The organism is Mesorhizobium sp. M1143 (assembly GCF_040318435.1).
In the GTDB taxonomy this organism is placed as follows: Bacteria; Pseudomonadota; Alphaproteobacteria; order Rhizobiales; family Rhizobiaceae; genus Mesorhizobium.
On sequence record NZ_JAMYMJ010000031.1, the window covers coordinates 39,957 to 64,764 of the forward strand.

Here is a 24,808-nt window from a genome sequence, read left to right on the forward strand (position 1 = left end):
CTGTTCTATTCGCCGGGTTTGTTCTATTCGCCGAGCGCGTCTTCGAGCAGGGCGGCGAGCTGCGCCAAATGCTTCGACATCAGACCGGTCGCCGGCGATGCCGCCGCCGGCCTGCCGGTGTAGCGCACCCGCTGATGCTTGGCGTCGATATGCGCCAGCACCCATTCCAGATAAGGGTCGATGAACGACCATGCGCCCATGTTCTTGGGTTCTTCCTGGCACCACACCATCTCCGCATTGCGGAAACGCGACAGTTCGGTGATCAGCGCCTTGGCCGGGAAGGGATAGAGCTGTTCGACGCGCAGCAGGTAGATGTCGTTGATGCCGCGCTTCTCGCGCTCCTCGTAGAGGTCGTAATAGACCTTGCCCGAGCACAGCACGACGCGGCGGATCTTGGAATCCTTGGTGAGCTTGATCGCCTGGTTCTGCAGCAGCTGGGCATCGTCCCACAAAAGCCGGTGGAATGAGCTTTCGCCCGAAATCTCCGGCAGCGTCGATACCGCCCGCTTGTGGCGCAGCAGCGACTTCGGCGTCATCAGGATCAGCGGCTTGCGGAAGTCGCGCTTCAACTGCCGGCGCAATATGTGGAAGTAGTTCGCCGGCGTGGTGCAGTTGGCGACTTGCATATTGTCTTCGGCGCAAAGCTGCAGAAAGCGCTCGAGCCGGGCCGAAGAATGCTCTGGACCCTGGCCTTCATAGCCATGCGGCAGCAGGCAGACCAGGCCTGACATTCTGAGCCACTTGCGCTCGCCCGACGAGATGAACTGGTCGAACACCACCTGGGCGCCGTTGGCGAAATCGCCGAACTGCGCTTCCCAGAGCGTCAGCGCCTTCGGCTCGGCCAGGCTGTAGCCATATTCGAAGCCAAGCACCGCCTCTTCCGACAGCATCGAGTTGATGACTTCGTAGCCGGCCTGTGCCGCCGACAGATTGTTGAGCGGGATGTAGCGGGTCTCGTCCTTCTGGTCGTAGAGCACGGAATGGCGCTGCGAGAAGGTGCCGCGTTCTGAATCCTGGCCGGAGAGCCGGATCGGATTGCCGTCGAGCAGGATGGCGCCGAAGGCCAGCGCCTCGGCCGTCGACCAGTCGATGCCTTCGCCGGAGTCGATCGCCTGGCGGCGGTTTTCGAGGAAGCGGATGATGGTCTTGTGCGCCTCGAAACCTTTCGGCACCTCGGTCAGTTTCTTGCCGATGTCCTTCAGCACCTTGACCGGCACGGCGGTCTTGCCGCGGCGCTGTTCGTCCTGGTTGTCGGCGGTGCGCAAACCAGACCAGGCGCCGTCCAGCCAGTCGGCCTTGTTGGGCTTGTAGTGCTGGCCGACTTCCCATTCGGACTCCAGATGGGCGCGCCAGTCGGCCTTCATCTTGTCGAGTTCGGCCTGGCTGATATGGCCCTCGGCGATCAGCCGGTCGCCATAGATCTGCACCGTCGTCTTGTGGTTGCGGATGTTGGCGTACATGATCGGCTGCGTGAAGGCCGGTTCGTCGCCCTCATTGTGGCCGAAGCGGCGATAGCAGAACATGTCCACCACCACCGGCTTGTGGAACTTCATGCGAAATTCGATCGCCACCTTGGTCGCATGCACCACCGCTTCCGGGTCGTCGCCATTGACGTGGAAGATCGGCGCCTCGATCATCTTGGCGACGTCGGACGGATAGGGCGACGAGCGCGAGAAGCGCGGATTGGTGGTGAAGCCGATCTGGTTGTTGATGATGAAATGCAGCGTGCCGGCGACGCGGTGGCCGCGCAGGCCCGACAGGCCGAGAATTTCCGCGATTACGCCCTGGCCAGCAAAGGCGGCGTCGCCATGCAGAAGCAGCGGCAGCACCTTGGCGCGCTCTTCCAGCGGCACGATCTCCTCGCGGCTGCGGCCGAACAGATAGTCCTGCTTGGCGCGCGCCTTGCCCATCACAACCGGATCGACGATTTCCAGATGCGAAGGATTGGCGGTCAGCGACAGATGCACCTTGTTGCCGTCGAATTCGCGGTCCGACGAGGCGCCGAGATGGTACTTGACGTCGCCCGAGCCCTCGACCTCGTCAGGAGCGGCCGAGCCGCCCTTGAATTCGTGGAAGATGGCGCGATGCGGTTTGGCCATCACCTGGGACAGCACGTTCAGCCGGCCGCGATGCGCCATGCCGAGCACGATCTCCTTCATGCCGAGCTGGCCGCCGCGCTTGATGATCTGCTCCAGCGCCGGGATCAGGCCTTCGCTGCCATCGAGGCCGAAGCGCTTGGTACCCTTGTACTTGACATCGATGAACTGCTCGAAGCCTTCGGCCTCGACCAGCTTCTGCAGGATCGCTTTTTTTCCCGTAGCGGTGAAGGAAATCTCCTTGTCGGCACCCTCGATGCGCGCCTGGATCCAGGCCTTCTCTTCGGGATCGGAAATGTGCATGAACTCGACACCGAGCGTCGAGCAATAGGTGCGGGTCAGGATCTCCAGCATCTGCCGGATGGTGCCGAATTCGAGGCCGAGCACATTGTCGAGGAAGATCGGCCGGTCGTAGTCGGCTGCGGTAAAACCGTAATTTTCCGGCGACAGCTCGTTATAGTCCTCAAGCGGCTTGGCGATGCCGAGCGGGTCGAGATTGGCATGCAGATGGCCGCGCATGCGGAAGGCGCGGATCATCATGATGGCGCGCACCGAATCGCGCGTCGCCTGATGCACGTCGGCATCCGACAGCACGACGCCATTGGTGACCGCCTTGTCCTTGACCTTCTTTTCCAGATGCTTCTCGACGATGCCCCAATTGCCGTCGAGCGCCGACACCAGTTCGCCATTGGCCTGCAGCGGCCAGGAGGGCTTTGCCCAGGAAGCGCCCTTGGCGTTCTTGCGCACATCGCCGGCGTCGTCCTTCAGCCCGGCGAAAAAATCCTGCCATTCGGGGTTTACCGACTCTGGATCATCCTCATAGGACGCGTACAGCGCGTCGATATAGTCGGCATTGCCGCCATAGAGGAAAGAGGTGAGCGAAAATTGGTCGTTGGCCTGATCTTGTCTTGCCATTTTTGTCCTCGGAGCCTGGCTCCGTCTCCTTTTCAAAAGCGAATAGTGAGTAGCGAATAGCGAGTAGGGATTTTTCCCGGGTCGCGCCGTTACTCTCTTTTCCCTATTCGCTATTCACTACTCGCTACTCACTTGGCCTTGATCGCCTCGACCAGCGTCGTGCCCAGACGCGCCGGCGATGGCGATACTTTAATGCCGGCCGATTCCATCGCCGCGATCTTGTCTTCCGCGCCGCCCTTGCCGCCGGAGATGACCGCGCCCGCATGGCCCATGGTGCGGCCGGCCGGCGCGGTGCGCCCGGCGATGAAGCCCGCCATCGGTTTCCTGCGGCCGCGCTTGGCCTCGTCCTTGAGGAACTGCGCGGCGTCTTCCTCGGCCGAACCGCCGATCTCACCGATCATGATGATCGACTTGGTCTCGTCGTCGGCGAGGAACATTTCGAGCATGTCGATGAATTCGGTGCCTTTGACGGGGTCGCCGCCGATGCCGACGGCAGTGGTCTGGCCGAGGCCGACATTGGTGGTCTGGAACACTGCCTCATAGGTAAGCGTTCCCGAGCGCGAAACAACGCCGACCGAGCCCTTGCGGAAGATGTTGCCGGGCATGATACCGATCTTGCATTCGTCGGGGGTGAGCACGCCGGGGCAGTTCGGGCCGATCAGCCGCGAGGTCGAGCGGTCGAGCCGCGCCTTGACCCTGACCATGTCCATCACCGGAATGCCTTCGGTGATGCAGACGATCAGCGGGATCTCGGCTTCGATGGCTTCGAGGATGGCTTCGGCGGCGCCCGCCGGCGGCACATAGACAACCGAGGCATTGGCGCCGGTCTTTTCCTTGCCCTCGGCAACGGAAGCGAAGATCGGCAGGTTTTCGCCCTTGGCGCCGGTCCAGGTCTCGCCGCCCTTCTTGGGATGGATGCCGCCGACCATCTTGGTGCCGTGATAGGCCAAGGCCTGCTCGGTGTGGAACGTGCCGGTCTTGCCGGTCAGGCCCTGAACCAGCACCTTGGTGTTCTTGTCGATGAGAATGGACATCGGAGCCCTTTTCTAAAAACCGTTGATCGAGGAAGGCGAGACGCGCCGGTAGACGCCGCTCACCATGTCTTGCCAGCTGTCGCTGCCGGCAGGTTTGAAATGCAGTCGCATCCGGTAGGCATCGACATTGTCGAAAATATACGTCACGCGTGCTGAGCCACGCGGCGACGACCGCTCCAGAACCAGCTCATCGCCGTTCCACGTTCCTGTGGCCGGCGAGGCCGGCACAAAACCCATGGAGTCGAACTGGTGCATGGTGAAGAGCCTGTTTGGCTGGTCGAAGCCGAACACGCTGTGCGAGCCGAACGAGACCGTGCCGTCGCGGCGCTGGCGATAGCGCTGCACCACGAACAGGCCGCCGAACTGTGGCTCTGCCAGCACTTCCGACGCCGCCGGTCCGCCATCGGCCCACTGCGTTTCCGCCACCTCTTCCTCGCCGCGCCAAGCGCCGACCAGTGCCTGCAGGCGCTGGTGATCGGCCGAGAGAGAGGAGAACGCGTTCATGGGTCAGAGCCGCTTCAAATCGGAGACGGTAAGGTCGCTCTTGGCGTTGCCGGTGTTGAGCGTCGTCGCCGGCTCGAACATCAGCACCACCGGCTCGGCGGTCAGCGACCGCGGCCGGTGCTCGACACCACGCGGCACGACGATGAAATCGCCCTCGCCAAGCTCGACCGGGCCATCGCGGAAATCGATGGCAATGCGTCCGCGCAGCACCAGGAAGGCCTCGTCCTCATGCTCATGCGCATGCCAGTCGAAGGACTCGCCGAACTTGGCAACCTTCGCCTGGCTGTCATTGACATCGCCGGCTATGTGCGGATCGAAGACCTTGGTGATCTTCGCGTCCGCCGCCTCGACGAGGTTTATCTTGCGTGGAGGCATTCGCCTTCAGCCCTTCACCGCCGCCACGATCTTCTTGGCTGCGTCGTCGAGATCGTCGGCCGACACGACGTTGAGGCCGCTGTCGTTGATGATCTTCTTGCCGAGCTCGGCATTGGTACCTTCAAGGCGCACCACCAGCGGCACTTGCAGGCCGACTTCCTTGACCGCGGCAATGACGCCCTCGGCAATGATGTCGCACTTCATGATGCCGCCGAAGATGTTGATTAGTATGCCTTTGACGGCCGGATCCTTGGTGATGATCTTGAACGCCGCCGTCACCTTCTCCTTCGACGCGCCGCCGCCGACATCGAGGAAGTTGGCGGGCTCGGCGCCGTAGAGCTTGATGATGTCCATCGTCGCCATCGCGAGGCCGGCGCCATTGACCATGCAGCCGATATTGCCGTCGAGCGCGACATAGGCGAGGTCGTATTTCGACGCCTCGATCTCCTTCTCGTCCTCTTCGGTGGTGTCGCGCAGCTCCATCAGTTCGGGATGGCGAAACAGCGCGTTGTTGTCGAACGACACCTTGGCGTCCAGCACGCGCAGGCGGCCGTTTTTCATCACGATCAGCGGGTTGACCTCGAGCAGGCTCATGTCCTTCTCGACAAAGGCCTTGTAGAGGATCGGGAACAGCGTGCCGGCATCCTTGGCGGCATCGCCAGTGAGGCCCAGCGCTTCCACCAATATGTCGACGTCGGTGGTCGTCACGCCGGCCAGCGGATCGATGGCGCGGGTGATGATCTTTTCCGGTGTGTCGTGGGCGACGCCTTCAATGTCCATGCCGCCCTCGGTCGAGACGACGAAAGCGATGCGGCCGACCGAGCGGTCGACCAGGATCGACAGATAAAGCTCGCGATCGATGTCGGCGCCGTCCTCGATATAGAGGCGGTTGACCTGCTTGCCGGCGGGGCCGGTCTGCTTGGTCACCAGCGTGTGGCCGAGCATCTCATTGGCGTTGGCAACGACGTCGGCAACCGACTTAGCCAGCCGCACGCCGCCCTTTGCGTCGGGCGACAGTTCCTTGAACTTCCCCTTGCCGCGGCCGCCGGCATGGATTTGGCTCTTCACCACATAGAGCGGACCGGGAAGCGCTTGTGCCGCGGCTTCCGCTTCGCTTGCCTTGAACACCGGCACGCCTTCGGCCACCGGCGCGCCAAAGCTCTTCAGCAGCGCCTTGCCTTGATATTCATGGATGTTCATCTGGATGGTCTCCGGAGGATTATTTCGAGGCGAGATGCGGGGCGATCTTGACGCAAGCCTCGGTCAGGCCCTGCACCGTCGCCACCGAAGCGTCGAACATCTTCTGCTCGGCCTTGTTGAGGTCGATCTCGATGATGCGCTCGACGCCGCCGGCGCCGATGACCACGGGAACGCCGACATAGGTGCCCTTGACGCCATACTGACCCGAGAGATGCGCCGCACAAGGCAGCACACGCTTCTTGTCCTTGAGATAGGATTCGGCCATCGCGATGGCCGAGGCGGCCGGCGCATAGTAGGCCGAGCCGGTCTTCAAGAGGCCGACGATCTCGGCGCCGCCATCGCGGGTACGCTGCACGATCTGGTCGAGCTTTTCCTTCGAGGTCCAACCCATCTTGATGAGGTCCGGCAGCGGAATGCCCGACACCGTGGAATAGCGGATCATCGGCACCATGGAATCGCCGTGGCCACCCAGCACGAAGGCGGTGACGTCCTCGACCGAGACCTTGAATTCCTCGGCCAGGAAATAGCGGAAGCGCGCGCTGTCGAGCACGCCGGCCATGCCGACGACATGGGTCTTGGGCAGGCCCGAAAACTTCTGCAGCGCCCAGACCATGGCGTCGAGCGGGTTGGTGATGCAGATGACGAAGGCCTTGGGCGCGTATTTCTTCAGCCCGGCGCCGACCTGTTCCATGACCTTGAGGTTGATGCCGAGCAGATCGTCGCGGCTCATACCCGGCTTGCGCGGCACGCCGGCAGTGACGATGCAGACATCGGCGCCCTCGATCCCGGCATAATCATTGACGCCGGTCAGCCTGGAGTCAAAACCGTCGACCGGCGAAGACTGCGCGATATCGAGCCCCTTGCCTTGCGGGATGCCCTCGGCAATATCGAACAGCACCACGTCGCCGAGGTCCTTGAGGCCGATCATGTGAGCGAGCGTGCCGCCGATCATGCCGGAGCCGATGAGCGCTATCTTGTTGCGTGCCATGTGAGGAAATTTTCCCTTTGTCTGTGACGACGCCCAAAATCCCTGGCGATCTGTTGACGGCGTCGAGGAAGAGGCCGGAATGCTATGGTCTCAGCTAGATTTCGCCGCATCCAGTAGCCCCGGTGGAAAATATATTCAATCGATTATTTTCGAGTGAATGATTTCAATCGGTTAGAAACATTGGGACTTACGTAAACGTCAAAGTTTGTATGCCAGCTTGGGAGATTTTACACAATGAGCGTGGAAATCAGAAGACTATATCCAGGCGATGACGCCCTTGTGAAGCGCATCGCCGAGGACGTGTTCGACGAGCCGGTACGGGCCGACAGACTGTCCGCCTACCTCGCCTCCTCAGGTCATATGATGATTGTGGCACTGGCCGATGGCGTCGTCGTCGGCCAGTGTGCTGCCGTCATCCACCGCCACCTGGACAAGGTCAGCGAACTCTACATCGACGAGGTCGGCGTCTCACCCGCCCACCAGCGCCATGGCATCGCGCGAAAGATGCTCGACGCCATGTTCGCGCTCGGCCGCGAGCAGGGATGCGGCGAAGCCTGGGTCGGCACCGAACCGGACAATGTCCCAGCGCGCGCGCTTTATGAATCGCGCAAGGAGGTGCGTGGGCCGGCGGAGTCGTTTGTGATGTATGTGTACGAGCTTTAGGCGTCGGCGGGACAGCGCCCCCCTCTGCCTTGCCAGGCATCTCCCCCACGAGGGGGGAGATCGGACGTCACGCGACCTTTCGCCATGGCCGCAGGAATGAGCGGAGCGCCGAAACCGCCAATCTCCCCCCGTGTGGGGGAGATGTCCGGCAGGACAGAGGGGGGCGCGAAGGATCACTACATAATGACCTCTCTGGAACCCTCAGACCTGCGCTTCCGCGTTGTCCTTCTGCCGTTCCGCCCAGTCCTCCAGCCAGTCGCGGCTTTGCATCTCGATCAGCCGCGAGGCGGTGCGTTCGAATTCGAACACCTCGACGCCGCGCCTGGCCGTGTAAAGCTCAGGCGGGGGAGCCTCAGCGCTCACCACCAGCCGCGTGTGATGATCGTAGAGCGTGTCTATCAGGAGGATGAAGCGTTTGGCCTCGTTGCGCTTGCCTTCGCCCAGCACCGGCACGTGATCGATGAAGACGGTCGAGAAGCGGCCGGCAATCGCCAGGAAATCGCGCGCGCCGAGCGGCTTTTCGCAGAGATCGGCGAAGGAAAACCGCGCCGCATTGCCGGAAGCAGCCGGTATTCTCACCTGCCGCCCCTTGAGCGTCAGCGAGGTCTCGGCCGTCAGCGCTCCACGCGTCATCGCCTGCCAGGCTTCGTCGAGCATACGATCGGCTTCGGCATCCCCCGGCGTGACATAGACAGGCGTGCGGGCGAGCTTTTCCAGCCGGTAGTCCTTGTCGGCATCGAGCGTCAGCACATGGGCGTGGCGCTCGAGAATGCTGATGAAGGGCAGGAAGAGTTGGCGGTTCAGCCCGTCGCGATAAAGGTCTTGCGGCGCGACATTCGAGGTGGCGACCAGAACCACGCCATTGGCGAACAGCGCCGAAAACAGCCGCGACAGGACCATCGCATCGGCAATGTCGGTGACCGAAAACTCGTCGAAGCACAGCACCCAGGCCTGTTCGGCAAGCTGGAGCGCGACCGGCGGGATCGGGTCGTCCTCCTTGACGTCGCCGTTCTTGCGCGCCTGCCGGTGCTTCTGGATGCGGTCCTGCACATCGGCCATGAAGTCGTTGAAATGAACGCGGCGCTTGCGCCTGACCGGCAACAGCTCGAAGAACATATCCATCAGCATGGTCTTGCCGCGACCGACGCCGCCATGAATGTAGAGGCCCTTGACGACCTCGCGCGTCTCGCGCTTGCGGGCAAACAGCCAGCCGAGCGCGCTCGACTTGTGCGCCAGCCGCTTGACCGAGATCTCGTCGGTCAGCCGGTCGAGCGCGGCGGCGATGCGCTCCTGCGCCGCATCGCGCTCGATGGCGCCGGTTGCGACCAGATGGTCGTAGCGCTGCCTGACGGTCGCATGGGTCTGGAGGCCGTCACGCAGATGCATCGGTCACGTCGCTGTCTAGGGATAGGCAGCCTATCTTGTAAGCGATATCGGCAAGCCGTTGGTAGTCTGGCCGTCGAATTTCGAACCGCCCGAGGAATAGAGCCGCGCCAGCGTGCCGCCATTCTCGTCATAGAGCGTCAGCTGCTTGCCGGCGACGTTCCACGATTTGATGCCGTCGATGGGCGGCGGGCAATGCAGCGGCCCGGCGCGGAAGCCGGCGCCGAATTTGGTCTGCGGCGTCGCCACCTTGCAGCTCTGTCCGGACACGCTGGCGTTCCAAACGCCGGCAACGCTCGCAGCGGTAAGGTCGGAGGCTCCGGCCGGCGCCGATCCGTCCGGCGGCAGCGAGGCGACCTGCGCGCCTGCCGGCGCGGTCGGGAATTGCGATGGGTCGGTGGTGCCCGGCGCTGCCGGGGGCGGCAGTTGGCTTCCGCTCACCGTGCCGGCGGGCGCGGGCTGCAGCGGGGCGGGCTGCTGGTCATCCATCGATGAAAAACGCGAGGTCGAACAGCCGCTCGCAACGAGCGCTGCCAGCGATACGGCCATCAGCCCGCTTCTCGAAAAAATCATTCCAACCTCCGTCGGATCCGGCTGGGGGGAAGCCGTCCGCACAATCTCACCCCCTCACCAAGATGGAGAAGGTGGCGAAATTTCAACCCGATATGGTTAAAATAGGGTTTGCACCACGAATTGTTGTAAATTTGTCGCAAAATGGCTGGCGGACAAAAGGCATGTCTTCGCTCTAGCGCGGTTCCAACCGGTACATTGGTTGCGAAAGCGGCACCGGAGCCCGCAGCAGGTCGGCGCATCGGCGGTCGAGCGCAACTGCCGGCGCAAAACTGACTGAAGCGCTTGAGGCGCAAGGCCTGGCGCGTGAGCGGTTTCGCGCCTTCCGTCCGGGCGAGCTTTGGGACGTTCCCGAGATCGAGCGCGGCTGAAGTCTGCATTTGGCCGTTTACGGCACTGCCGTTTTAGCCGATGTTCTATCGCAAAAGGGGGAACAGATGAAATCAATCTTGGCAGTTTTGATCGCGCTGGTAATTTCGACGCCGGCCGCTTTCGCGGGCGAAATCTCCGATCGCGCCGCTGAAGCCGAAAAGGCACTGCAAGCGGGTGATGGCGCCGGCGCGCTGGACAAATTCCGCAGCGCCGAGGACGCTCTGTGGCAAGCGATGCCGCTTGGCGTGCAAAATGTGAAGCATATCCTGTCGGCCAGCGGGTTCGGCGCCTACGCCGAGCGCCCGAACCATGTCTACAAGCCGGGCGAAGAGATTGTGGTTTATATGGAGCCGGTCGGTTACGGCTACGGCTCGGATGGGCTCGGCAACAACCAGATCGCGCTTTACGTTGACCTTACCGTGCTTTCCCAGTCGGGCGAGAAGCTGGGAACCGTCGAAAAGCTTGGTCGGGTCCAGCTCGCCTCGCGCTCGCATAACCGAGAGATGTTCTTCAAATTAAACGTCTCCCTGGATGGCGTTCCCCCCGGCAAATACCGCGCGGATTTCCTCATGCACGACGAGAACTCGCCAAAGACGGCGCCTTTCACGACCGACTTCGAGATTGCCGAATAGCGCGCCCAGTCGGAAAGAGCCTCGCGGCAACGGAACCAGAGCGCCGCAGATGCGTTCTTAAGCCGGCTGCAGGCCAGGCAATTTGCGAGGCATTGTCCATGATCAAATGGATCATCATTCTTCTGATCGTTGCTGCCGCCGCCAGCCTGCTCGGCATGCCGGCGCTGGCCGGTGCCGCCGCCACCGGCGCGCGCCTGCTGATCGGCATCGTTCTCGTCATCTTCCTGCTGATCGTACTCGGCGTTTTCGCGGTAACCTAGACGCAGCCCACACTGGTAATTCCCGCCCGTTTCCGCCATATAGCGGCGAAACGTACAGGAATTACCTCAGATCATGGCAGGCACTGCCCCCTTCGCCAAGATGAACGGCATCGGCAACGAAATCATCGTCGCCGACATGCGTGGCCGTGCCGATAGGGTCACGGCGGCGTCGGCTGTCGCGCTGAACGCCGATGCGGCGACCAGGTTCGACCAGATCATGGCGATCCACGATTCGCGCACGCCGGGCACCGCCTTTTACATCGACATCTTGAATTCCGACGGCTCGGGCGCGCAGGCCTGCGGCAACGGCATGCGCTGTGTCGTCCAGGCGCTGGCCGCCGAAACCGGCCAGAAGACTTTCACCTTCGAGACCCGCGCCGGCATCCTCAACGCCGTCGAACATGCCGACGGCACCATCTCGGTCGACATGGGCACTCCGCGCTTTGGCTGGCAGGACATTCCGCTGGCCGAGGAATTCCGCGACACCCGCATGATCGAGTTGCAGATCGGCCCCATCGACGCGCCGGTGCTGCATTCGCCTTCGGCTCTCTCGATGGGCAACCCTCACGCTATCTTCTGGGTCGACAACGATGTCTGGTCCTACGAACTCGAGCGTTTCGGCCCGCTGCTCGAAAACCATCCGATCTTCCCCGAGCGCGCCAACATCACCATCGCCCAGGTAACGTCGCCGGAGACGATGATCATCCGCACCTGGGAGCGCGGCGCCGGCCTGACCAAGGCTTGCGGCTCGGCCGCTTGCGCTTCCGTCGTCGCCGCTGCCCGCACCCGGCGCACCGGCCGCAGCGTTACGCTGATGACGCCCGGCGGCGGCTCGCTGCATGTGGAATGGCGCGACGACGACCACGTCATCCTGACCGGCGCTGCCGAATGGGAGTTTTCCGGCAATTTCGATCCGTCGACCGGCACCTGGGCCCGCGACACCGAAAGCGCGGCCTGATGTCTGCACTTGCCGATACCAAGGGCCCCAACTCCCAAGGCATAGACGTCGTCACCTTTGGCTGCCGTCTCAACACCTATGAATCCCAAGTGATGCGCCGCGAGGCCGAAAGTGCCGGCCTCGGCGCGCTCAAAGGCGGCGCCATTATCTTCAACACCTGCGCCGTCACCGCCGAAGCGGTGCGCCAGGCCAGGCAGTCGATCAGAAAGGCCCGCCGCGAAAATCCGGCGGCGCGCATCATCGTCACCGGCTGCGCCGCGCAAACCGAACCGCAGAATTTTGCCGCCATGGACGAGGTCGACCTCGTGCTTGGCAACGAAGAGAAGCTGAAGGCCAACTCCTACCGCGCGCTGCCGGATTTCGGCGTCAACGACAGCGAGAAGGCGCGCGTCAACGACATTTTCTCGGTGCGCGAGACCGCCGGCCATATGGTCGACGCCATCGAGGGCCGGGCGCGCGCTTTCGTGCAGGTGCAGAACGGCTGCGACCACCGCTGCACCTTCTGCATCATCCCATATGGGCGCGGCAATTCACGGTCGGTGCCGATGGGCGCCGTGGTCGAGCAGGTCAAGCGTCTGGCCGGCAACGGCTATGCCGAGATCGTGCTGACCGGCGTCGACATGACCAGCTTCGGCGCCGACCTGCCGGGTGCGCCCAAGCTGGGAAAGCTGGTGAAGACCATCCTGAAGCAGGTGCCCGACGTGAAGCGGCTGCGGCTGTCCTCAATCGATTCGATTGAGGCGGATGATGATCTGCTCGACGCCATCGCCACCGAACCCAGGCTGATGCCGCATCTGCATCTGTCGCTGCAATCGGGTGACGACATGATCCTGAAGCGCATGAAGCGCAGGCATTTGCGCGACCAGTCGATCCGCTTCTGCGAGGATGTGCGCAAGCTGCGCCCCGAAATCGTCTTCGGCGCCGACATCATCGCCGGCTTCCCGACCGAGACCGAGGAAATGTTTCAGAATTCGATAAAGATCGTCGAGGAATGTGGGCTGACGCACCTGCATGTCTTCCCGTTTTCGCCGCGCGAAGGCACGCCCGCCGCGCGCATGCCGCAGGTCCGCCGCGAACTGGTCAAGCAGCGCGCGGCCCAGCTGCGCGCCGCTGGTGAGACTGCGTATCGCCGCCATTTGTCGTCACTCCCGGGAACGCGCCAGTCGATCCTGGTCGAGCGGGACGGCCTTGGCCGCACCGAAGGGTTCACGCTTGCCGCGCTAGGCACCGGCGCGCCGGGCGAGATCGTCGAGGCAGATATCACCGGCCATGACGGCGCGCGCCTGATAGCCTCGCCCCTCACTGCCCGCGCCGCCTGAGACGATTGAAGCATGGCCGGTTTTTTCAAGAACATATTTTCGTTCGGCAAGAAGGAAGTCGTCGAGGAGCGCATCGACGAAACCGCTCCCCTGCCGCCGATCAAATGGGATGCGCTTGAGGCGCTGAAGCCGGCGGCCGAGCAGGTCGTTCCGGAGTTCTTGAAGCGCGAGGAGCCCGAGCCGCCGACGCCCCACCCTCGCCTCGATGGGGAGGGTCGCCACGAAGTGGCGGGGAGGGGTGAGAGCGCCGACGCCGACGCCACTCACCCCCACCCCCAAGCTTCGCTTGGGGCCTCCCCCATCGAGGGGGAGGTAAAGCCTGCGCCGCAGTCGGCGCCAGAAGAACCGAAGCCCGAACCCACGCCGACCATCCCGCCCGCGCCGGAACCGGTCGTCCCATCCGAGCCGGAACCGTTGCCGGAGCCCGCGCCGGTAGAAGAACCGCAGCCTGAGCCGGAGATACCCGAGCCGCCTGCACCGGAAGAAGTTCCTGCGCCGCCAGCCGTTCCGGAGCCGGCTCCCGAGCCGCAGCCCCAAGAAGTGCCGCCGGCGCCGGCCGAGCCGGAGATCGAACCATCGCGTCCGGAACCGCAGCTGGAGCCCGCTCCCGTCGAAGTGCCGACGCCTGCCGAGACTCCCGCAGAACCGGCCGCCCCGATCGAAGTGCCGCAACCGTCCGCGCCTCCCGCACAGCCTACCTCAGAGGTCAGCGCCGCCCCTCATCCACCTGCCGGCACCTTCTCCCCGTATAGCCACGGGGAGAAGGACGAGGCGACCCACCCTCCCCTCGATGGGGAGGGTCGACGCGAAGCGGCGCGGTGGGGTGACAGCGCTGACGCCAGCGCAAATCACCCCCACCCCCAAGCTTCGCTTGGGACCTCCCCCATCGAGGGGGAGGTAAAGCGCACTCCGGTCGAAGCCACACCCGCGCCGGTCGAAGTCCGGGCTGCCACGGCGGGGGTTGCGCCCATGCCTGAACCGGGTTTTCCGCCGACACCACAGCCGACACCGTCAGTCGGCAAAGTCACCGTCACCAGAAAGGTCGAGCAGAAAGCCGAGCCGCAAAAGGCGCCCGAACCGGCGCCGCGACGCTCCTGGTTCCAGCGCATGCGCGACGGGCTTGCCCGCTCCTCGAAAGAACTCACCGGCAACATCGCCGGCGTCTTCACCAAGCGCAAGCTCGACGAGGAGACGCTGCAGGATCTGGAGGACGTGCTGATCCGTGCCGATCTGGGCATGGAAACAGCCTTGCGCGTCACCGATGCCCTCGCTGCCAGCCGCTACGGCAAGGATGTCTCCGACGCGGATGTCCGCACCATCATGGCGGCCGAGGTGGAGAAGGTGCTGGCCCATGTCGCCATGCCGCTGGAGCTCGACCTGTCGCATAAGCCGCATGTCATTCTGGTGGTCGGCGTCAACGGCACCGGCAAGACCACGACCATCGGCAAGCTCGCCGCCAAACTTACCGATGGTGGCCTGTCGGTGATGCTGGCCGCCGGCGACACGTTTCGCGCTGCGGCCATCGAGCAGCTGAAGATCTGGGGCGAGAGGACGAAGTCGCCGGTCATCGCCTCGAAGATAGGCGCGGATGCCGCCGGCCTCGCCTACGACGCTTTCGAACGCGCCAAGGAGGCCGGCTCCGACGTACTGATCATCGACACCGCCGGCCGGCTGCAAAACAAGACCGAACTGATGGCGGAGCTGGAAAAGATCGTGCGCGTGCTGGGCAAGCTCGATCCGGAAGCGCCGCATACCGTGCTGCAGACGGTCGACGCCACCACCGGCCAGAATGCGCTCAATCAGGTCGAGATCTTCCGCAATGTCGCCGGCGTCAACGGCCTGGTGATGACCAAGCTGGACGGCACGGCGCGCGGCGGTATTCTGGTCGCGATCGCGGCAAAGCACAAACTGCCGGTCTATTTCATCGGCGTCGGCGAACAGGTCGACGACCTCGAACCATTCTCGGCCGGCGAATTCGCCAGGGCGATCGCCGGCGTAGCGTAACAGGCAATGATCCCGAAGAGCTGACGGCTTTTTGGACAAGATCATGCGTCAGAAGGAAGTCATGAACCCACCTATCCTCGAACGCGACCCGTCCGACCCGCGAAAGAAGAAAGAAAGCGTCAATCCGCTGCTCAAGCTGGTGCTGGAACTCGGGCCGCTGATGGTGTTCTTCTTCGCCAATGCACGCGGCGCCTGGCTGGTGCAGAAATTTCCTGTCCTGGCCGAATTCGGCGGGCCGATCTTCGTCGCCACCGGCCTGTTCATGGCGGCGACCGCGATCGCGCTGATCGCCTCCTGGCTGCTGCTGCGCACCTTGCCGATCATGCCGATGGTCTCGGGCGTCGTCGTCTTCATCTTCGGCGCGCTGACGCTCTATCTGCAGGACGACGTGTTCATCAAGATGAAGCCGACCATCGTCAACACCCTGTTCGGCGGCGTGCTGCTCGGCGGTCTGTATTTCGGCCGATCGCTGCTCGGCTATGTCTTCGATTCGGCCTTTCGCCTCGATGCCGAAGGCTGGCGCAAGCTGACTTTCCGCTGGGGCCTGTTCTTCCTGTTCCTGGCTCTTGCCAATGAAGTGGTGTGGCGGAATTTTTCCACCGACTTCTGGGTTACCTTCAAGGTCTGGGGCATCATGCCGATCACCCTGTTGTTCACCTTCAGCCAGATGCCGCTGATCCTGCACCATTCGATCGAGGATAAGGCCGAGAAGGTGGAAGAAGCCGGCAAGTAGAGCAATTCCAGGAAAAGTGTGAAGCCGTCCGGAATTGCGTCAGAATAAACGGAGACGGCCATGGAATTCGTCACCACGCGCGATGAACTGAGGACGATCTACAAGACGCCGCGGCCGACCGACACCTCGATGCGCAAGGAACTCAGGGCGCTCGACGGCCACTGCCGCTCTTTCATCGGCAAGAGCCCTTTCGTGCTGATCGGTTCTTCCGACGGCGCCGGCAATGCCGACGTGACGCCGAAAGGCGACAGGCCCGGCTTCGCCCTTGTCCTTGACGACAAGACCATCGCCATTCCCGACCGGCCCGGCAACAACCGGCTGGATACGCTGGAAAACATCCTGCTCAACCCTTCGGTCGGGCTGCTTTTTCTCATCCCCGGCATGAACGAGACGCTGCGCATCAATGGCGACGCCCGCATAACCGTCGATGCCGGTTTCCGCGAGCGCCTCACCGTCGACGGCAAGCAACCGCAAAGCGTCGTCGTGGTGAGCGTCAAGGCCGCTTACATGCACTGCGCCAAGGCCTTCATGCGCTCCGAATTGTGGAAGCCGGACAGCTGGCACGACCGCGCGACGTTGCCGACGCTCGGTCAGATCCTGTCCGATCAGATGGCGCATGCCGAAACTGCCGACGATTTCGACCGCTCGCTGGACGAAGCCTACAGCAAGACCCTGTGGTAGATTTCGGGTACGATTCGCCATTGCGGTCCTTTGCCGGTTTCCCTAGCCCTGTTTCCCCGTGATCGAACTCCTCGCCATCTCCGGCAGCCTGCGCGCCGCCTCGACCAATTCGGCGCTGCTGGCGGCGCTGTCCGCGAACGCGCCTTCGGATTGCCGCGTAACTGTCTATGACGGGCTCGGCCTGCTGCCGATCTTCAACCCGGATGACGAAGGCGAGCGCACACCGGCCGAGGCCATGCGGCTGATCGAGGCCGTCACCAGCGCCGACGGCATCATCGTCTCCTGCCCCGAATATGCCCATGGCGTGCCCGGCGGCATGAAAAACGCGCTCGACTGGCTGGTCTCGCGCGACGCCGCAGTCGGCAAGCCCGCCATGCTGGCCCACGCCTCCGCGCGCTCGCTCTACGCCCGCGCAGCGCTTGCGGAGATCATGCGGACGATGTCGTTTGCGCTTTGTGAGGACGCGGTTCTGGAGATTGCCTTGCTCGGCAAGAAACCGCCGGAGATGGAAGCGATCCTGGGAGAGAACGAGAACCTGCGGGCCATGCGCGAAGCGGTGCAGGTTTTCGCGAGTTTTATACGCGCAGACGTTGCCTCGTCATCCTAGGGCGGAGCAAGGAGCGAAGCGACGCGGCGCAGACCCTAGGATGACGAACGAAAGGGTGCGGCCGCACCCCAACGTGCCGCTGTGCTACCCCTTCCGCAACGTCTCGACATCGGTCACACCGACATACCAGTCGCGCGCGTTGACCTCTTCGAACACCACCCAGACGTCGTCATTGCTAAGCCCGGTGGCGTCCATGATGGCCGCCGTGACCTTTTTGGCGATGTCGGCCTTCTTGCCAGCGGGATCAGCGGCGATCACTTCCTTGACGATGCGGATGTTGACGAATGGCATGACGTCCTCCCCTTGAATTGTGTCTGATACCGCCGCCGCTGGGCGGCTTCGAAATCCGCTCCGGCGAACCGCTTGGCGGCGGTTCCGGCGGCCGCCGCGCAACAGGCGCCGCGGACATGCGCAGAAACGCCATCAAGGGCCGCCAGAGAAGCGTTTCCAGCAGCCTCAATACGTCTTCGCCCCGTTCACCATCAGCCGCACCATGTAGAGCGACGTGGTGCCGGCGATGTAGAGGCAGTTCAGCTTGTTGCCGCCGAACACGCAATTGGCGGTCACTTCCGGCACCTTGACCTTGCCGATCAGCGTGCCGTCGGGATCGTAGCAATGGATGCCGTCGGCGGCACTGGTCCAGATGCGGCCGGCCTCGTCGAGCCGGAAGCCGTCGAACAGGCCGGCCGTGCAGTCGGCGAACACCTTGCCGCCCGACACCTTCTTGCCGTGCTTGCCGACGTTGAAGACCCGCATATGCGCGGGGTTTTGCGCGCCATGCGTGCGGCCGGTGTCGACGACATAGAGCTGGCTTTCATCCAGCGAAAAGGCAAGCCCGTTCGGCCGGACCATGTCGGTGATCACGGCCTCGACCTCGCCCGTATCCGGATCGACCCGGTAGACATTGCAAGCGCCGATCTCGCTTTCGGCCTTGTCGCCCTCATAGTCGGTGTCGATGCCGTAGCTCGGATCGGTGAACCAGATCGAGCCGTCGGATTTCACGACCGCGTCATTGGGCGAATTCAGCCGCTTGCCTTTCCATTCGGCCGCGATGGTGGTGACGGAACCGTCATGCTCGGTGCGGCTGACGCGGCGGCCGGAATGCTCGCACGTCACCAGTCGGCCCTGGCGGTCGACGGTGTTGCCGTTGGAATTGCCGGAGGGCTGACGGAAGACGCTCACATTGCCGTCGGTCTCGTCATAGCGCAGCATCCGGTTGTTGGGGATGTCGGACCAGACGACATAGCGGCCGGCGGCGAACCAGGCCGGCCCTTCCGCCCACTGACATCCGGTAAACAGCTTTTCCACCTGGGCGTTGCCGTTGAACAGCCGCGCGAAACGCGGATCGAGAATTTCGTAATAGTCTGCGGTCGCCATGCATTTCCTCCGGGCATCACGTGACGCGCGGATCAAGCCAGCCTGCGGGCGCGATGGCAAGGTGGCGCAGGCGCAATTGTAAGACAAAAGGTGCCCGGCCGGCATGGCCCGCCAGCCTGTCCGGCCGTTTATGGTGCTGTTAGCGCTGTATTAACCCGCTATGCGCCCTGTGCAATGGTGCATTGCAACATCTTCTTTTTGCATCGCACCATTCCTATGTCATGGTGCGAACGACCAAGGGAGGAACAATTCACCGCTGATATGCGGTACGAAAGGACCCTTGCTATGGCTTTTGACAACCTCTTCTCCCGCGCGCGCACCTCGATGGCCAAGCGCCGCCACTACAACCGCCTCGTCGCGGAAATCGAAAACCTGACGAGCCGCGATCTGGCCGACCTGCGCGCCGACCGCTCGGAAATGCTCTACCAGGTCCACAAGCAGATCTACGGCTGAGCTTTCGGACGTCAGCGGGGCACCGCCCCCGGATTGCCAAACCGAATTGCATGAGCAATTCGGACAATCCGACCTCTCCCCTCGGGGAGAGGAGCTAGCCTGTGCCGATGCTTCCCTCTTCTCCCCCGCGGGGATAAGGTGGCCGCGCAGCGGCCGGATGAGGGGGCATGGCGCCAACGTCAGCCCGGTGCCGCGAGCGCCTTTTCAATCTGCGGCAACAGAACATCCCTCGCCGACTCCCCTGTCAGCGGCCCGACATGCTTGTAGGCAATCTTGCCGTCCTTGCCGATGACGAAGGTTTCCGGCACGCCGTAGACGCCCCAGTCGATGGCCGTGCGGCCGGCCTCGTCGACACCTATCGCCTGGAACGGATTGCCGAGATCACCAAGGAACCGGCGCGCGTTTTGCGCTTGGTCCTTGTAGTTTAGCGCGGCCATGACCAAGCGCTTGTCCTGCGACAGCTGCAAGAGCACCGGATGCTCTTCCCGGCACGGCGCGCACCACGATGCAAAGACGTTGACCAGCGTTACCTTGCCGGCGAAGGCTTTCGAATCCAGCCCGGGCAGGTTTGACCCTTCCAGCGCCGGCAGGTTGGTCTGCGGCGCCGGCAGGCCGATCAGCGCCGACGGCACTGCCGCCTCATCGCGTCCCGACAAAAGCTGCGACAGGAACAATCCGGCGAGGCCGAGAAAAACCAGCAGCGGCAACAGCACGATCAGGCGGCGGCGCGGCGACGCCGGCGTTTCGCTTTCCGTGCTCATGGCTTGCTGGCCCCAGTGCTGGCCCCAGTACCGGCTTTGTCCGAGCGACGCCGCACGCCGGCCGCTTCGAGGTCTGCCAGTTCGCGCTTGCGGGTCCGCTGGTCGAGCAGGATCCAGCCGATCAGCCCGGCCAGCACGATCACCGTGATGCCATAGGCGGCCGCGACATAGAGTGCGTGTGCACTCATGCGCTTCGCTCCCCTTCCACCGTCACTTCGTCGTGCTCGATCATGGCCTTCCCATAGCTTTGCGGCTTTCTTAGCTTTGCGGCTGGGGCTTCGCAATTGATCGTCGCGCCGCAGCGGTCATATCAGTCCGTTCCATGCCGCAGCGCCAGTGCTGCTGCCACCGGACCTAGCACGGCAAGAAACAGCGTCAGCGCGGCAAGAATGAGGAAGGGCTGCAGGAACGGATCAGGGTCGGCCACCGCGCCGTAGCTCGCCGACACCCCGAAGATCAGCACCGGGATGGTCAGCGGCAACACCAGCACCGAGATCAGCAGCCCGCCGCGCGGCAGCGCCACCGCCACCGCCGCCCCGACCGCGCCGATGAAAGTGATCGCCGGCGTGCCGACCAGCAGCGTGAGCGCGGTGGCGCCGATGCTGAGCGGCTCCATGTTCATGAACAGGCTCAGCAGAGGTGCCGCAACCACCAGCGGCAGAACGCTGCCCGCCCAATGCGCCAGGCACTTCACCAGCACCGTCAACGCCAGCATGTGGCGGTCATTGCCCAGCACCAGAAGATCGAGCGACCCGTCTTCGCGATCGGCCTGAAACAGCCGGTCGAGGCCGAGCAGGCAGGCGAGCAGAGCGCCGATCCAAAGGATCGCCGGACCGATGCGGGCGAGCAGCTTCAGGTCCGGTCCGACACCGAAGGGGATGGTGGCGATGACGGCGAGGAAGAAGATGACGCTGGTGAGCGCTCCGCCGCCGGCCCGGATGGAGAGGCGGATGTCGCGCAGGAAGAGGGCTAGCATTGCCAAGCCGCGCCTGCCGTTTGATCGCCATCTTGCCGAAGGTGGCGTTCCTTCACACCCCCCTCTGTCCTCCCGGACATCTCCCCCGCAAGGGGGGAGATTGGCAGCTCCGTTGCTGACGCCTCTTTTTCAATGCCGGTGATTGGCGAAAGCCGGCATGACATCTGATCTCCCCCCCTGCGGGGGAGATGCCCGGCAGGGCAGAGGGGGGTGGGCGGGAATGCCGACATCACCCTGTTGCTCCCATCCTCAATTCCTTCGCCCCATCCAATCCCAGCGGCAAGTGCGTCGCCGCGACAATAATCCCGCCCTCCGCGCAATGCCTCGTCATCAGCCCCGCAAACCGCGCCTCCGAAGCCTTGTCCAGCCCAGCCGTCGGCTCATCCAGCAGCCACAGCGGCTTATGACTGACCAGCAATTTCGCAATTGCCGCGCGCCGCCTTTGCCCGGTCGACAGATAGCCGAAAGGCAGATGGCCGATGCCGCCGAGACCAACCGTCTCCAGCGCCTCTCCGACACCCAACTGCCCATCGCCGTTGAAATCGCGCCAGAAGCGCAGATCCTCCGCCACGCTGAGCGCCGTCTTCATTGCATTGAGGTGGCCGAGATAGTGGACCGCCGAAGCGATCGTCGGAAACCTCTCGCCGCCCTCGATGCGCACATCGCCTTGCGCCTTCGGCAGCAGCCCGGCGATGACCCTGAGCAGCGTCGATTTGCCCGAGCCGTTCGGCCCGGTGACGACCAGCACCTGGCCCTTGTCGAGCGCAAAACCGATGCCGGAAAAGACCGTCTCGCCGCCGCGTTCGCCGCCCAGATTTTCGGCAATCAGCCGCATGCCTGCCCGTCCCGAAAACTTTACCGCGCGATAGCTGCCGCATCGCACAAATTTGCTCCGCAACTGTCTAGAACTATTCCAGAAAATTCTCTATATGCGGGACATCCGTGCCAGCGGTCGGCACGGGAACAGAATTTGCGCCGAACCAGCGCACGCGCCGCCTTGAACGGCTCGGGTTGGCTGGGAACGGACAGCGGAAATGGCCGTACCCGCACCTTTGCGCGTGATTGCATGCCCATCGGCGTCCGTTCCCTTTCAGGCTGAACAGACAAGGACGGACCGCACGTGTCAAAATCCCTCGACAGTTTCAATTGCCGCCGCGCCCTCACCGTGGGTGGCGCGGACTATGTCTATTACAATCTGGTCGAGGCCGAGAGGAACGGCCTCACCGGCATTGCCCAGCTGCCTTATTCGATGAAGGTGCTGCTGGAAAACCTTTTGCGCAATGAAGACGGCCGCTCCGTCACCAAGGACTCTATCCAGGCTGTTGCCGGCTGGCTGACCGACAAGGGCACCGCCGGCGTCGAGATCGCCTATCGCCCCGCGCGTGTCCTGATGCAGGATTTCACCGGCGTTCCGGCGGTGGTCGACCTGGCCGCCATGCGCGACGGCCTCAAGGCGCTCGGCGGCGATCCGCAGAAGATCAACCCGCTGGTGCCGGTCGACCTCGTCATCGACCACTCCGTCATCGTCGACGAATTCGGCACGCCACTGGCCTTTGCCAGGAATGTCGAGCTCGAATATGAGCGCAACGAAGAGCGCTATAAATTCCTGAAATGGGGCCAGCAGGCGTTCCGCAATTTTCGCGTCGTGCCGCCCGGCACCGGCATCTGCCATCAGGTCAACCTCGAATATCTCGGTCAGGTCGTCTGGACCAACACGGAAGACGGCGAAACGACCGCCTATCCCGACACCTGCGTCGGCACCGATTCGCACACCACTATGATCAACGGCCTTGGCGTGCTCGGCTGGGGCGTCGGCGGTATCGAGGCCGAGGCGGCGATGCTCGGCCAGCCGGTTTCCATGCTGTTGCCCGAAGTCATCGGCTTCCGCCTTACCGGCAAGCTCAGGGAGGGCATCACCGCCACCGACCTCGTACTGACCGTCACCCAGATGCTGCGCAAGAAGGGCGTCGTCGGCAAGTTCGTCGAGTTCTTCGGCCCGGGCCTGTCCAACATGACGCTGGCCGACCGCGCCACCATCGGCAACATGGCGCCCGAATATGGCGCCACCTGCGGCTTCTTCCCGGTCGATGGCGAGACCATCCGCTACCTCACAATGTCGGGCCGCGAGGAAAGCCGCATCGCCCTGGTCGAAGCCTATTCCAAGGCGCAAGGCATGTGGCGTGACGCCGGCTCGGCCGACCCTGTCTTCACCGACCTGCTCGAACTCGAGCTCGACAGCGTCGTGCCGTCGATGGCAGGTCCCAAGCGCCCCGAAGGCCGCGTTCCGCTCGAAGGCATTCCGGCCGGCTTCGCAAAGGCGATGGAAACCGAGTACAAGAAGGCTGCCGAAATCCACAAGCGCTATGCCGTCGAAGGCACCGACCATGATCTCGGTCATGGCGATGTCGTCATTGCCGCCATCACGTCCTGCACCAACACCTCCAACCCGAGCGTGCTGATCGGCGCCGGCCTTTTGGCGCGCAACGCCAACCGGCTCGGCCTCAAGCAGAAGCCGTGGGTGAAGACCTCGCTGGCGCCGGGCAGCCAGGTGGTCGCCGAATATCTGGAAAAGTCCGGCCTGCAGAAGGAGCTCGACCAGATCGGCTTCAACCTGGTTGGTTTCGGCTGCACCACCTGCATCGGCAATTCCGGCCCGCTGCCGGCGCCGATCTCCAAGGCCATCAACGATAAGGGCCTGATCGCCGCCGCAGTGCTCTCCGGCAACCGCAACTTCGAAGGCCGTGTTTCACCTGACGTGCAGGCGAACTATCTGGCGTCGCCGCCGCTGGTGGTAGCCCATGCTTTGGCCGGCACCGTCACCAAGGACCTGACCACCGAGCCACTCGGCGAAGGCCGCGACGGCAAGCCGGTCTATCTCAGGGATATCTGGCCGAGTTCGGCCGAGATCCAGGAGTTCATCGAGAAGAACGTCACACGTGAGCTATTCGCCCGCAAATATGCCGACGTCTTCAAGGGCGACGAATACTGGCAGAACGTCAAGGCGCCGGAAGGCCAGACCTATGCCTGGGACGACAACTCGACCTATGTGCAGAACCCGCCCTATTTCGCCGGCATGACCTCCGGTTTCGGCAAGATCGGCGACATCAAGGGCGCGCGCGTGCTCGGCCTGTTCGGCGACAAGATCACCACCGATCACATCTCACCGGCGGGTTCGATCAAGGCCGCTTCCCCGGCCGGCAAATACCTCACCGACCATGGCGTCGGCGTTGCCGACTTCAACCAGTACGGCACAAGGCGCGGCAACCATGAGGTGATGATGCGCGGCACCTTCGCCAACATCCGCATCCGCAACCACATGCTGGGCGAGAACGGCCGCGAGGGCGGCTACACCATCCACTACCCGTCGAAGGAAGAGGAATCGATCTACGACGCGGCGATGAGATACAAAAAGGAAGGCGTGCCGCTGGTCATCTTCGCCGGCGTCGAATACGGCAACGGCTCCTCGCGCGACTGGGCAGCTAAAGGAACGAATCTCCTCGGTGTCCGTGCCGTCATCGCCCAGTCCTTCGAGCGCATCCATCGCTCCAACCTAGTCGGCATGGGCGTCATCCCCTTCGTCTTCGAGGAAGGCACCTCATGGGCCTCGCTCAACCTCAAGGGTGACGAGCTGGTCGAGATCGACGGCATAAGCACCATCAAGCCACGCCAGACGATGATCGCCAAGGTGACCTATGGCGACGGCACCGTGAAGAACGTGCCGATCATCTGCCGCATCGATACGCTGGACGAACTCGACTACTTCAAGAATGGCGGCATTTTGCAATACGTGCTGCGCGATCTGGCCGCGTAGCGGCCAGGGCTTAGGCAGTAGGGATTGGGCGGTAGCGGGGAACGACATCCCCTACTCCCTACTCCCTACTCCCTACTCCCTACTCCCTACTCCCTACTCCCTACTCCCTACTCCCTACTCCCAGTCTTTCCAAAGC

Annotated in this window: 25 protein-coding genes; 11 read left to right on the plus strand and 14 right to left on the minus strand. The window is 63.3% G+C overall.

Features of this window, described 5'->3' with window-relative positions; translation table 11 throughout:
* Positions 1-23: 23 nt before the first annotated feature.
* From NKH35_RS20260 to mdh, 6 genes are all read right to left on the minus strand, one after another.
* The gene (locus NKH35_RS20260; protein ID WP_352759608.1) at positions 24-3,011 is read right to left on the minus strand and encodes a 2-oxoglutarate dehydrogenase E1 component; all 2,988 of its coding nucleotides are present in this window, start codon (positions 3,009-3,011) and stop codon (positions 24-26) included.
* Positions 3,012-3,139: 128 nt separating this feature from the next.
* Entirely contained in the window at positions 3,140-4,045 is a 906-nt protein-coding gene (sucD, locus tag NKH35_RS20265; protein ID WP_023732886.1) for a succinate--CoA ligase subunit alpha, read from the minus strand.
* A gap of 12 nt (positions 4,046-4,057) precedes the next feature.
* Positions 4,058-4,549 (minus strand): DUF1579 family protein, encoded by a 492-nt coding sequence (locus NKH35_RS20270; RefSeq protein ID WP_023706739.1) that lies wholly within the window; start codon positions 4,547-4,549, stop codon positions 4,058-4,060.
* A gap of 3 nt (positions 4,550-4,552) precedes the next feature.
* Positions 4,553-4,924 carry a cupin domain-containing protein gene (locus NKH35_RS20275; RefSeq protein WP_023732885.1) on the minus strand — a complete coding sequence of 124 codons (372 nt, stop codon included), beginning with the start codon at positions 4,922-4,924 and terminating at the stop codon, positions 4,553-4,555.
* A gap of 6 nt (positions 4,925-4,930) precedes the next feature.
* Positions 4,931-6,124 carry an ADP-forming succinate--CoA ligase subunit beta gene (sucC, locus tag NKH35_RS20280; protein WP_023732884.1) on the minus strand — a complete coding sequence of 398 codons (1,194 nt, stop codon included), beginning with the start codon at positions 6,122-6,124 and terminating at the stop codon, positions 4,931-4,933.
* 19 nt (positions 6,125-6,143) lie between these two features.
* Positions 6,144-7,112 (minus strand): malate dehydrogenase, encoded by a 969-nt coding sequence (mdh, locus tag NKH35_RS20285; RefSeq protein ID WP_023694518.1) that lies wholly within the window; start codon positions 7,110-7,112, stop codon positions 6,144-6,146.
* 234 nt (positions 7,113-7,346) lie between these two features.
* On the opposite strand from mdh, the gene NKH35_RS20290 reads away from it, so the two are divergent.
* Entirely contained in the window at positions 7,347-7,775 is a 429-nt protein-coding gene (locus NKH35_RS20290; RefSeq protein WP_352916049.1) for a GNAT family N-acetyltransferase, read from the plus strand.
* A 201-nt stretch (positions 7,776-7,976) separates the two neighbouring features.
* On the opposite strand, the gene zapE is transcribed toward NKH35_RS20290, so the two are convergent.
* Together zapE and NKH35_RS20300 are read right to left on the minus strand one after the other, a co-directional pair.
* Positions 7,977-9,161 carry a cell division protein ZapE gene (gene zapE, locus NKH35_RS20295; protein ID WP_352916052.1) on the minus strand — a complete coding sequence of 395 codons (1,185 nt, stop codon included), beginning with the start codon at positions 9,159-9,161 and terminating at the stop codon, positions 7,977-7,979.
* A gap of 30 nt (positions 9,162-9,191) precedes the next feature.
* On the minus strand, positions 9,192-9,731 hold the full coding sequence (locus NKH35_RS20300) for a protease inhibitor Inh/omp19 family protein (protein ID WP_023687689.1): 540 nt from the start codon (positions 9,729-9,731) through the stop codon (positions 9,192-9,194).
* A gap of 377 nt (positions 9,732-10,108) precedes the next feature.
* Between NKH35_RS20300 and NKH35_RS20305 the strand changes: the two genes are divergently transcribed.
* The 8 genes from NKH35_RS20305 (at position 10,109) to NKH35_RS20340 (ending at position 17,294) form a co-directional block, all read left to right on the plus strand.
* Positions 10,109-10,732 carry a hypothetical protein gene (locus NKH35_RS20305; RefSeq protein WP_352916055.1) on the plus strand — a complete coding sequence of 208 codons (624 nt, stop codon included), beginning with the start codon at positions 10,109-10,111 and terminating at the stop codon, positions 10,730-10,732.
* A gap of 98 nt (positions 10,733-10,830) precedes the next feature.
* Complete coding sequence (locus NKH35_RS20310) at positions 10,831-10,992, plus strand: DUF1328 family protein (RefSeq protein ID WP_023671746.1); 162 nt, start codon at positions 10,831-10,833, stop codon at positions 10,990-10,992.
* Positions 10,993-11,065: 73 nt separating this feature from the next.
* Positions 11,066-11,950, plus strand: a complete 885-nt coding sequence (gene dapF, locus NKH35_RS20315) for a diaminopimelate epimerase (protein WP_023694521.1) — start codon at positions 11,066-11,068, stop codon at positions 11,948-11,950.
* Positions 11,950-13,269, plus strand: coding sequence for a tRNA (N(6)-L-threonylcarbamoyladenosine(37)-C(2))-methylthiotransferase MtaB (gene mtaB / locus NKH35_RS20320; RefSeq protein WP_023698871.1), 1,320 nt, complete (start codon positions 11,950-11,952; stop codon positions 13,267-13,269). The genes dapF and mtaB overlap by 1 nt, the downstream gene beginning before the upstream one ends.
* Positions 13,270-13,281: 12 nt before the next feature.
* The gene (gene ftsY / locus NKH35_RS20325) at positions 13,282-15,273 is read left to right on the plus strand and encodes a signal recognition particle-docking protein FtsY (RefSeq protein WP_352911617.1); all 1,992 of its coding nucleotides are present in this window, start codon (positions 13,282-13,284) and stop codon (positions 15,271-15,273) included.
* Positions 15,274-15,334: 61 nt separating this feature from the next.
* A complete protein-coding gene (locus tag NKH35_RS20330) occupies positions 15,335-16,006 on the plus strand; it encodes a septation protein A (protein WP_023687683.1) in 672 nt (223 codons plus the stop codon).
* 60 nt (positions 16,007-16,066) lie between these two features.
* Entirely contained in the window at positions 16,067-16,687 is a 621-nt protein-coding gene (locus NKH35_RS20335; protein ID WP_023821955.1) for a pyridoxamine 5'-phosphate oxidase family protein, read from the plus strand.
* Positions 16,688-16,745: 58 nt separating this feature from the next.
* Positions 16,746-17,294, plus strand: coding sequence for an NADPH-dependent FMN reductase (locus NKH35_RS20340; protein ID WP_023821954.1), 549 nt, complete (start codon positions 16,746-16,748; stop codon positions 17,292-17,294).
* Positions 17,295-17,378: 84 nt separating this feature from the next.
* Here the strand turns inward: NKH35_RS20340 and NKH35_RS20345 are convergent, their stop codons facing one another.
* A complete protein-coding gene (locus NKH35_RS20345) occupies positions 17,379-17,585 on the minus strand; it encodes a tautomerase family protein (RefSeq protein WP_023683852.1) in 207 nt (68 codons plus the stop codon).
* A 165-nt stretch (positions 17,586-17,750) separates the two neighbouring features.
* The gene (locus tag NKH35_RS20350) at positions 17,751-18,671 is read right to left on the minus strand and encodes an SMP-30/gluconolactonase/LRE family protein (protein ID WP_023671738.1); all 921 of its coding nucleotides are present in this window, start codon (positions 18,669-18,671) and stop codon (positions 17,751-17,753) included.
* A gap of 285 nt (positions 18,672-18,956) precedes the next feature.
* On the opposite strand from NKH35_RS20350, the gene NKH35_RS20355 reads away from it, so the two are divergent.
* Positions 18,957-19,124: a hypothetical protein gene (locus tag NKH35_RS20355; protein WP_023742107.1), complete on the plus strand. Its 168-nt coding sequence runs from the start codon at positions 18,957-18,959 to the stop codon at positions 19,122-19,124.
* 179 nt (positions 19,125-19,303) lie between these two features.
* On the opposite strand, the gene NKH35_RS20360 is transcribed toward NKH35_RS20355, so the two are convergent.
* From NKH35_RS20360 to ccmA, 4 genes are all read right to left on the minus strand, one after another.
* Positions 19,304-19,885, minus strand: coding sequence for a DsbE family thiol:disulfide interchange protein (locus tag NKH35_RS20360; protein WP_023821953.1), 582 nt, complete (start codon positions 19,883-19,885; stop codon positions 19,304-19,306).
* Complete coding sequence (gene ccmD / locus NKH35_RS20365; RefSeq protein WP_023671735.1) at positions 19,882-20,073, minus strand: heme exporter protein CcmD; 192 nt, start codon at positions 20,071-20,073, stop codon at positions 19,882-19,884. The genes NKH35_RS20360 and ccmD overlap by 4 nt, the downstream gene beginning before the upstream one ends.
* A 122-nt stretch (positions 20,074-20,195) precedes the next feature.
* Positions 20,196-20,861, minus strand: coding sequence for a heme exporter protein CcmB (gene ccmB / locus NKH35_RS20370; protein WP_023698868.1), 666 nt, complete (start codon positions 20,859-20,861; stop codon positions 20,196-20,198).
* Between the two features lie 229 nt (positions 20,862-21,090).
* Positions 21,091-21,696 carry a heme ABC exporter ATP-binding protein CcmA gene (gene ccmA, locus NKH35_RS20375; RefSeq protein WP_023671732.1) on the minus strand — a complete coding sequence of 202 codons (606 nt, stop codon included), beginning with the start codon at positions 21,694-21,696 and terminating at the stop codon, positions 21,091-21,093.
* Positions 21,697-21,981: 285 nt separating this feature from the next.
* On the opposite strand from ccmA, the gene acnA reads away from it, so the two are divergent.
* On the plus strand, positions 21,982-24,672 hold the full coding sequence (gene acnA / locus NKH35_RS20380; protein ID WP_352916060.1) for an aconitate hydratase AcnA: 2,691 nt from the start codon (positions 21,982-21,984) through the stop codon (positions 24,670-24,672).
* Positions 24,673-24,808 lie beyond the last annotated feature (136 nt).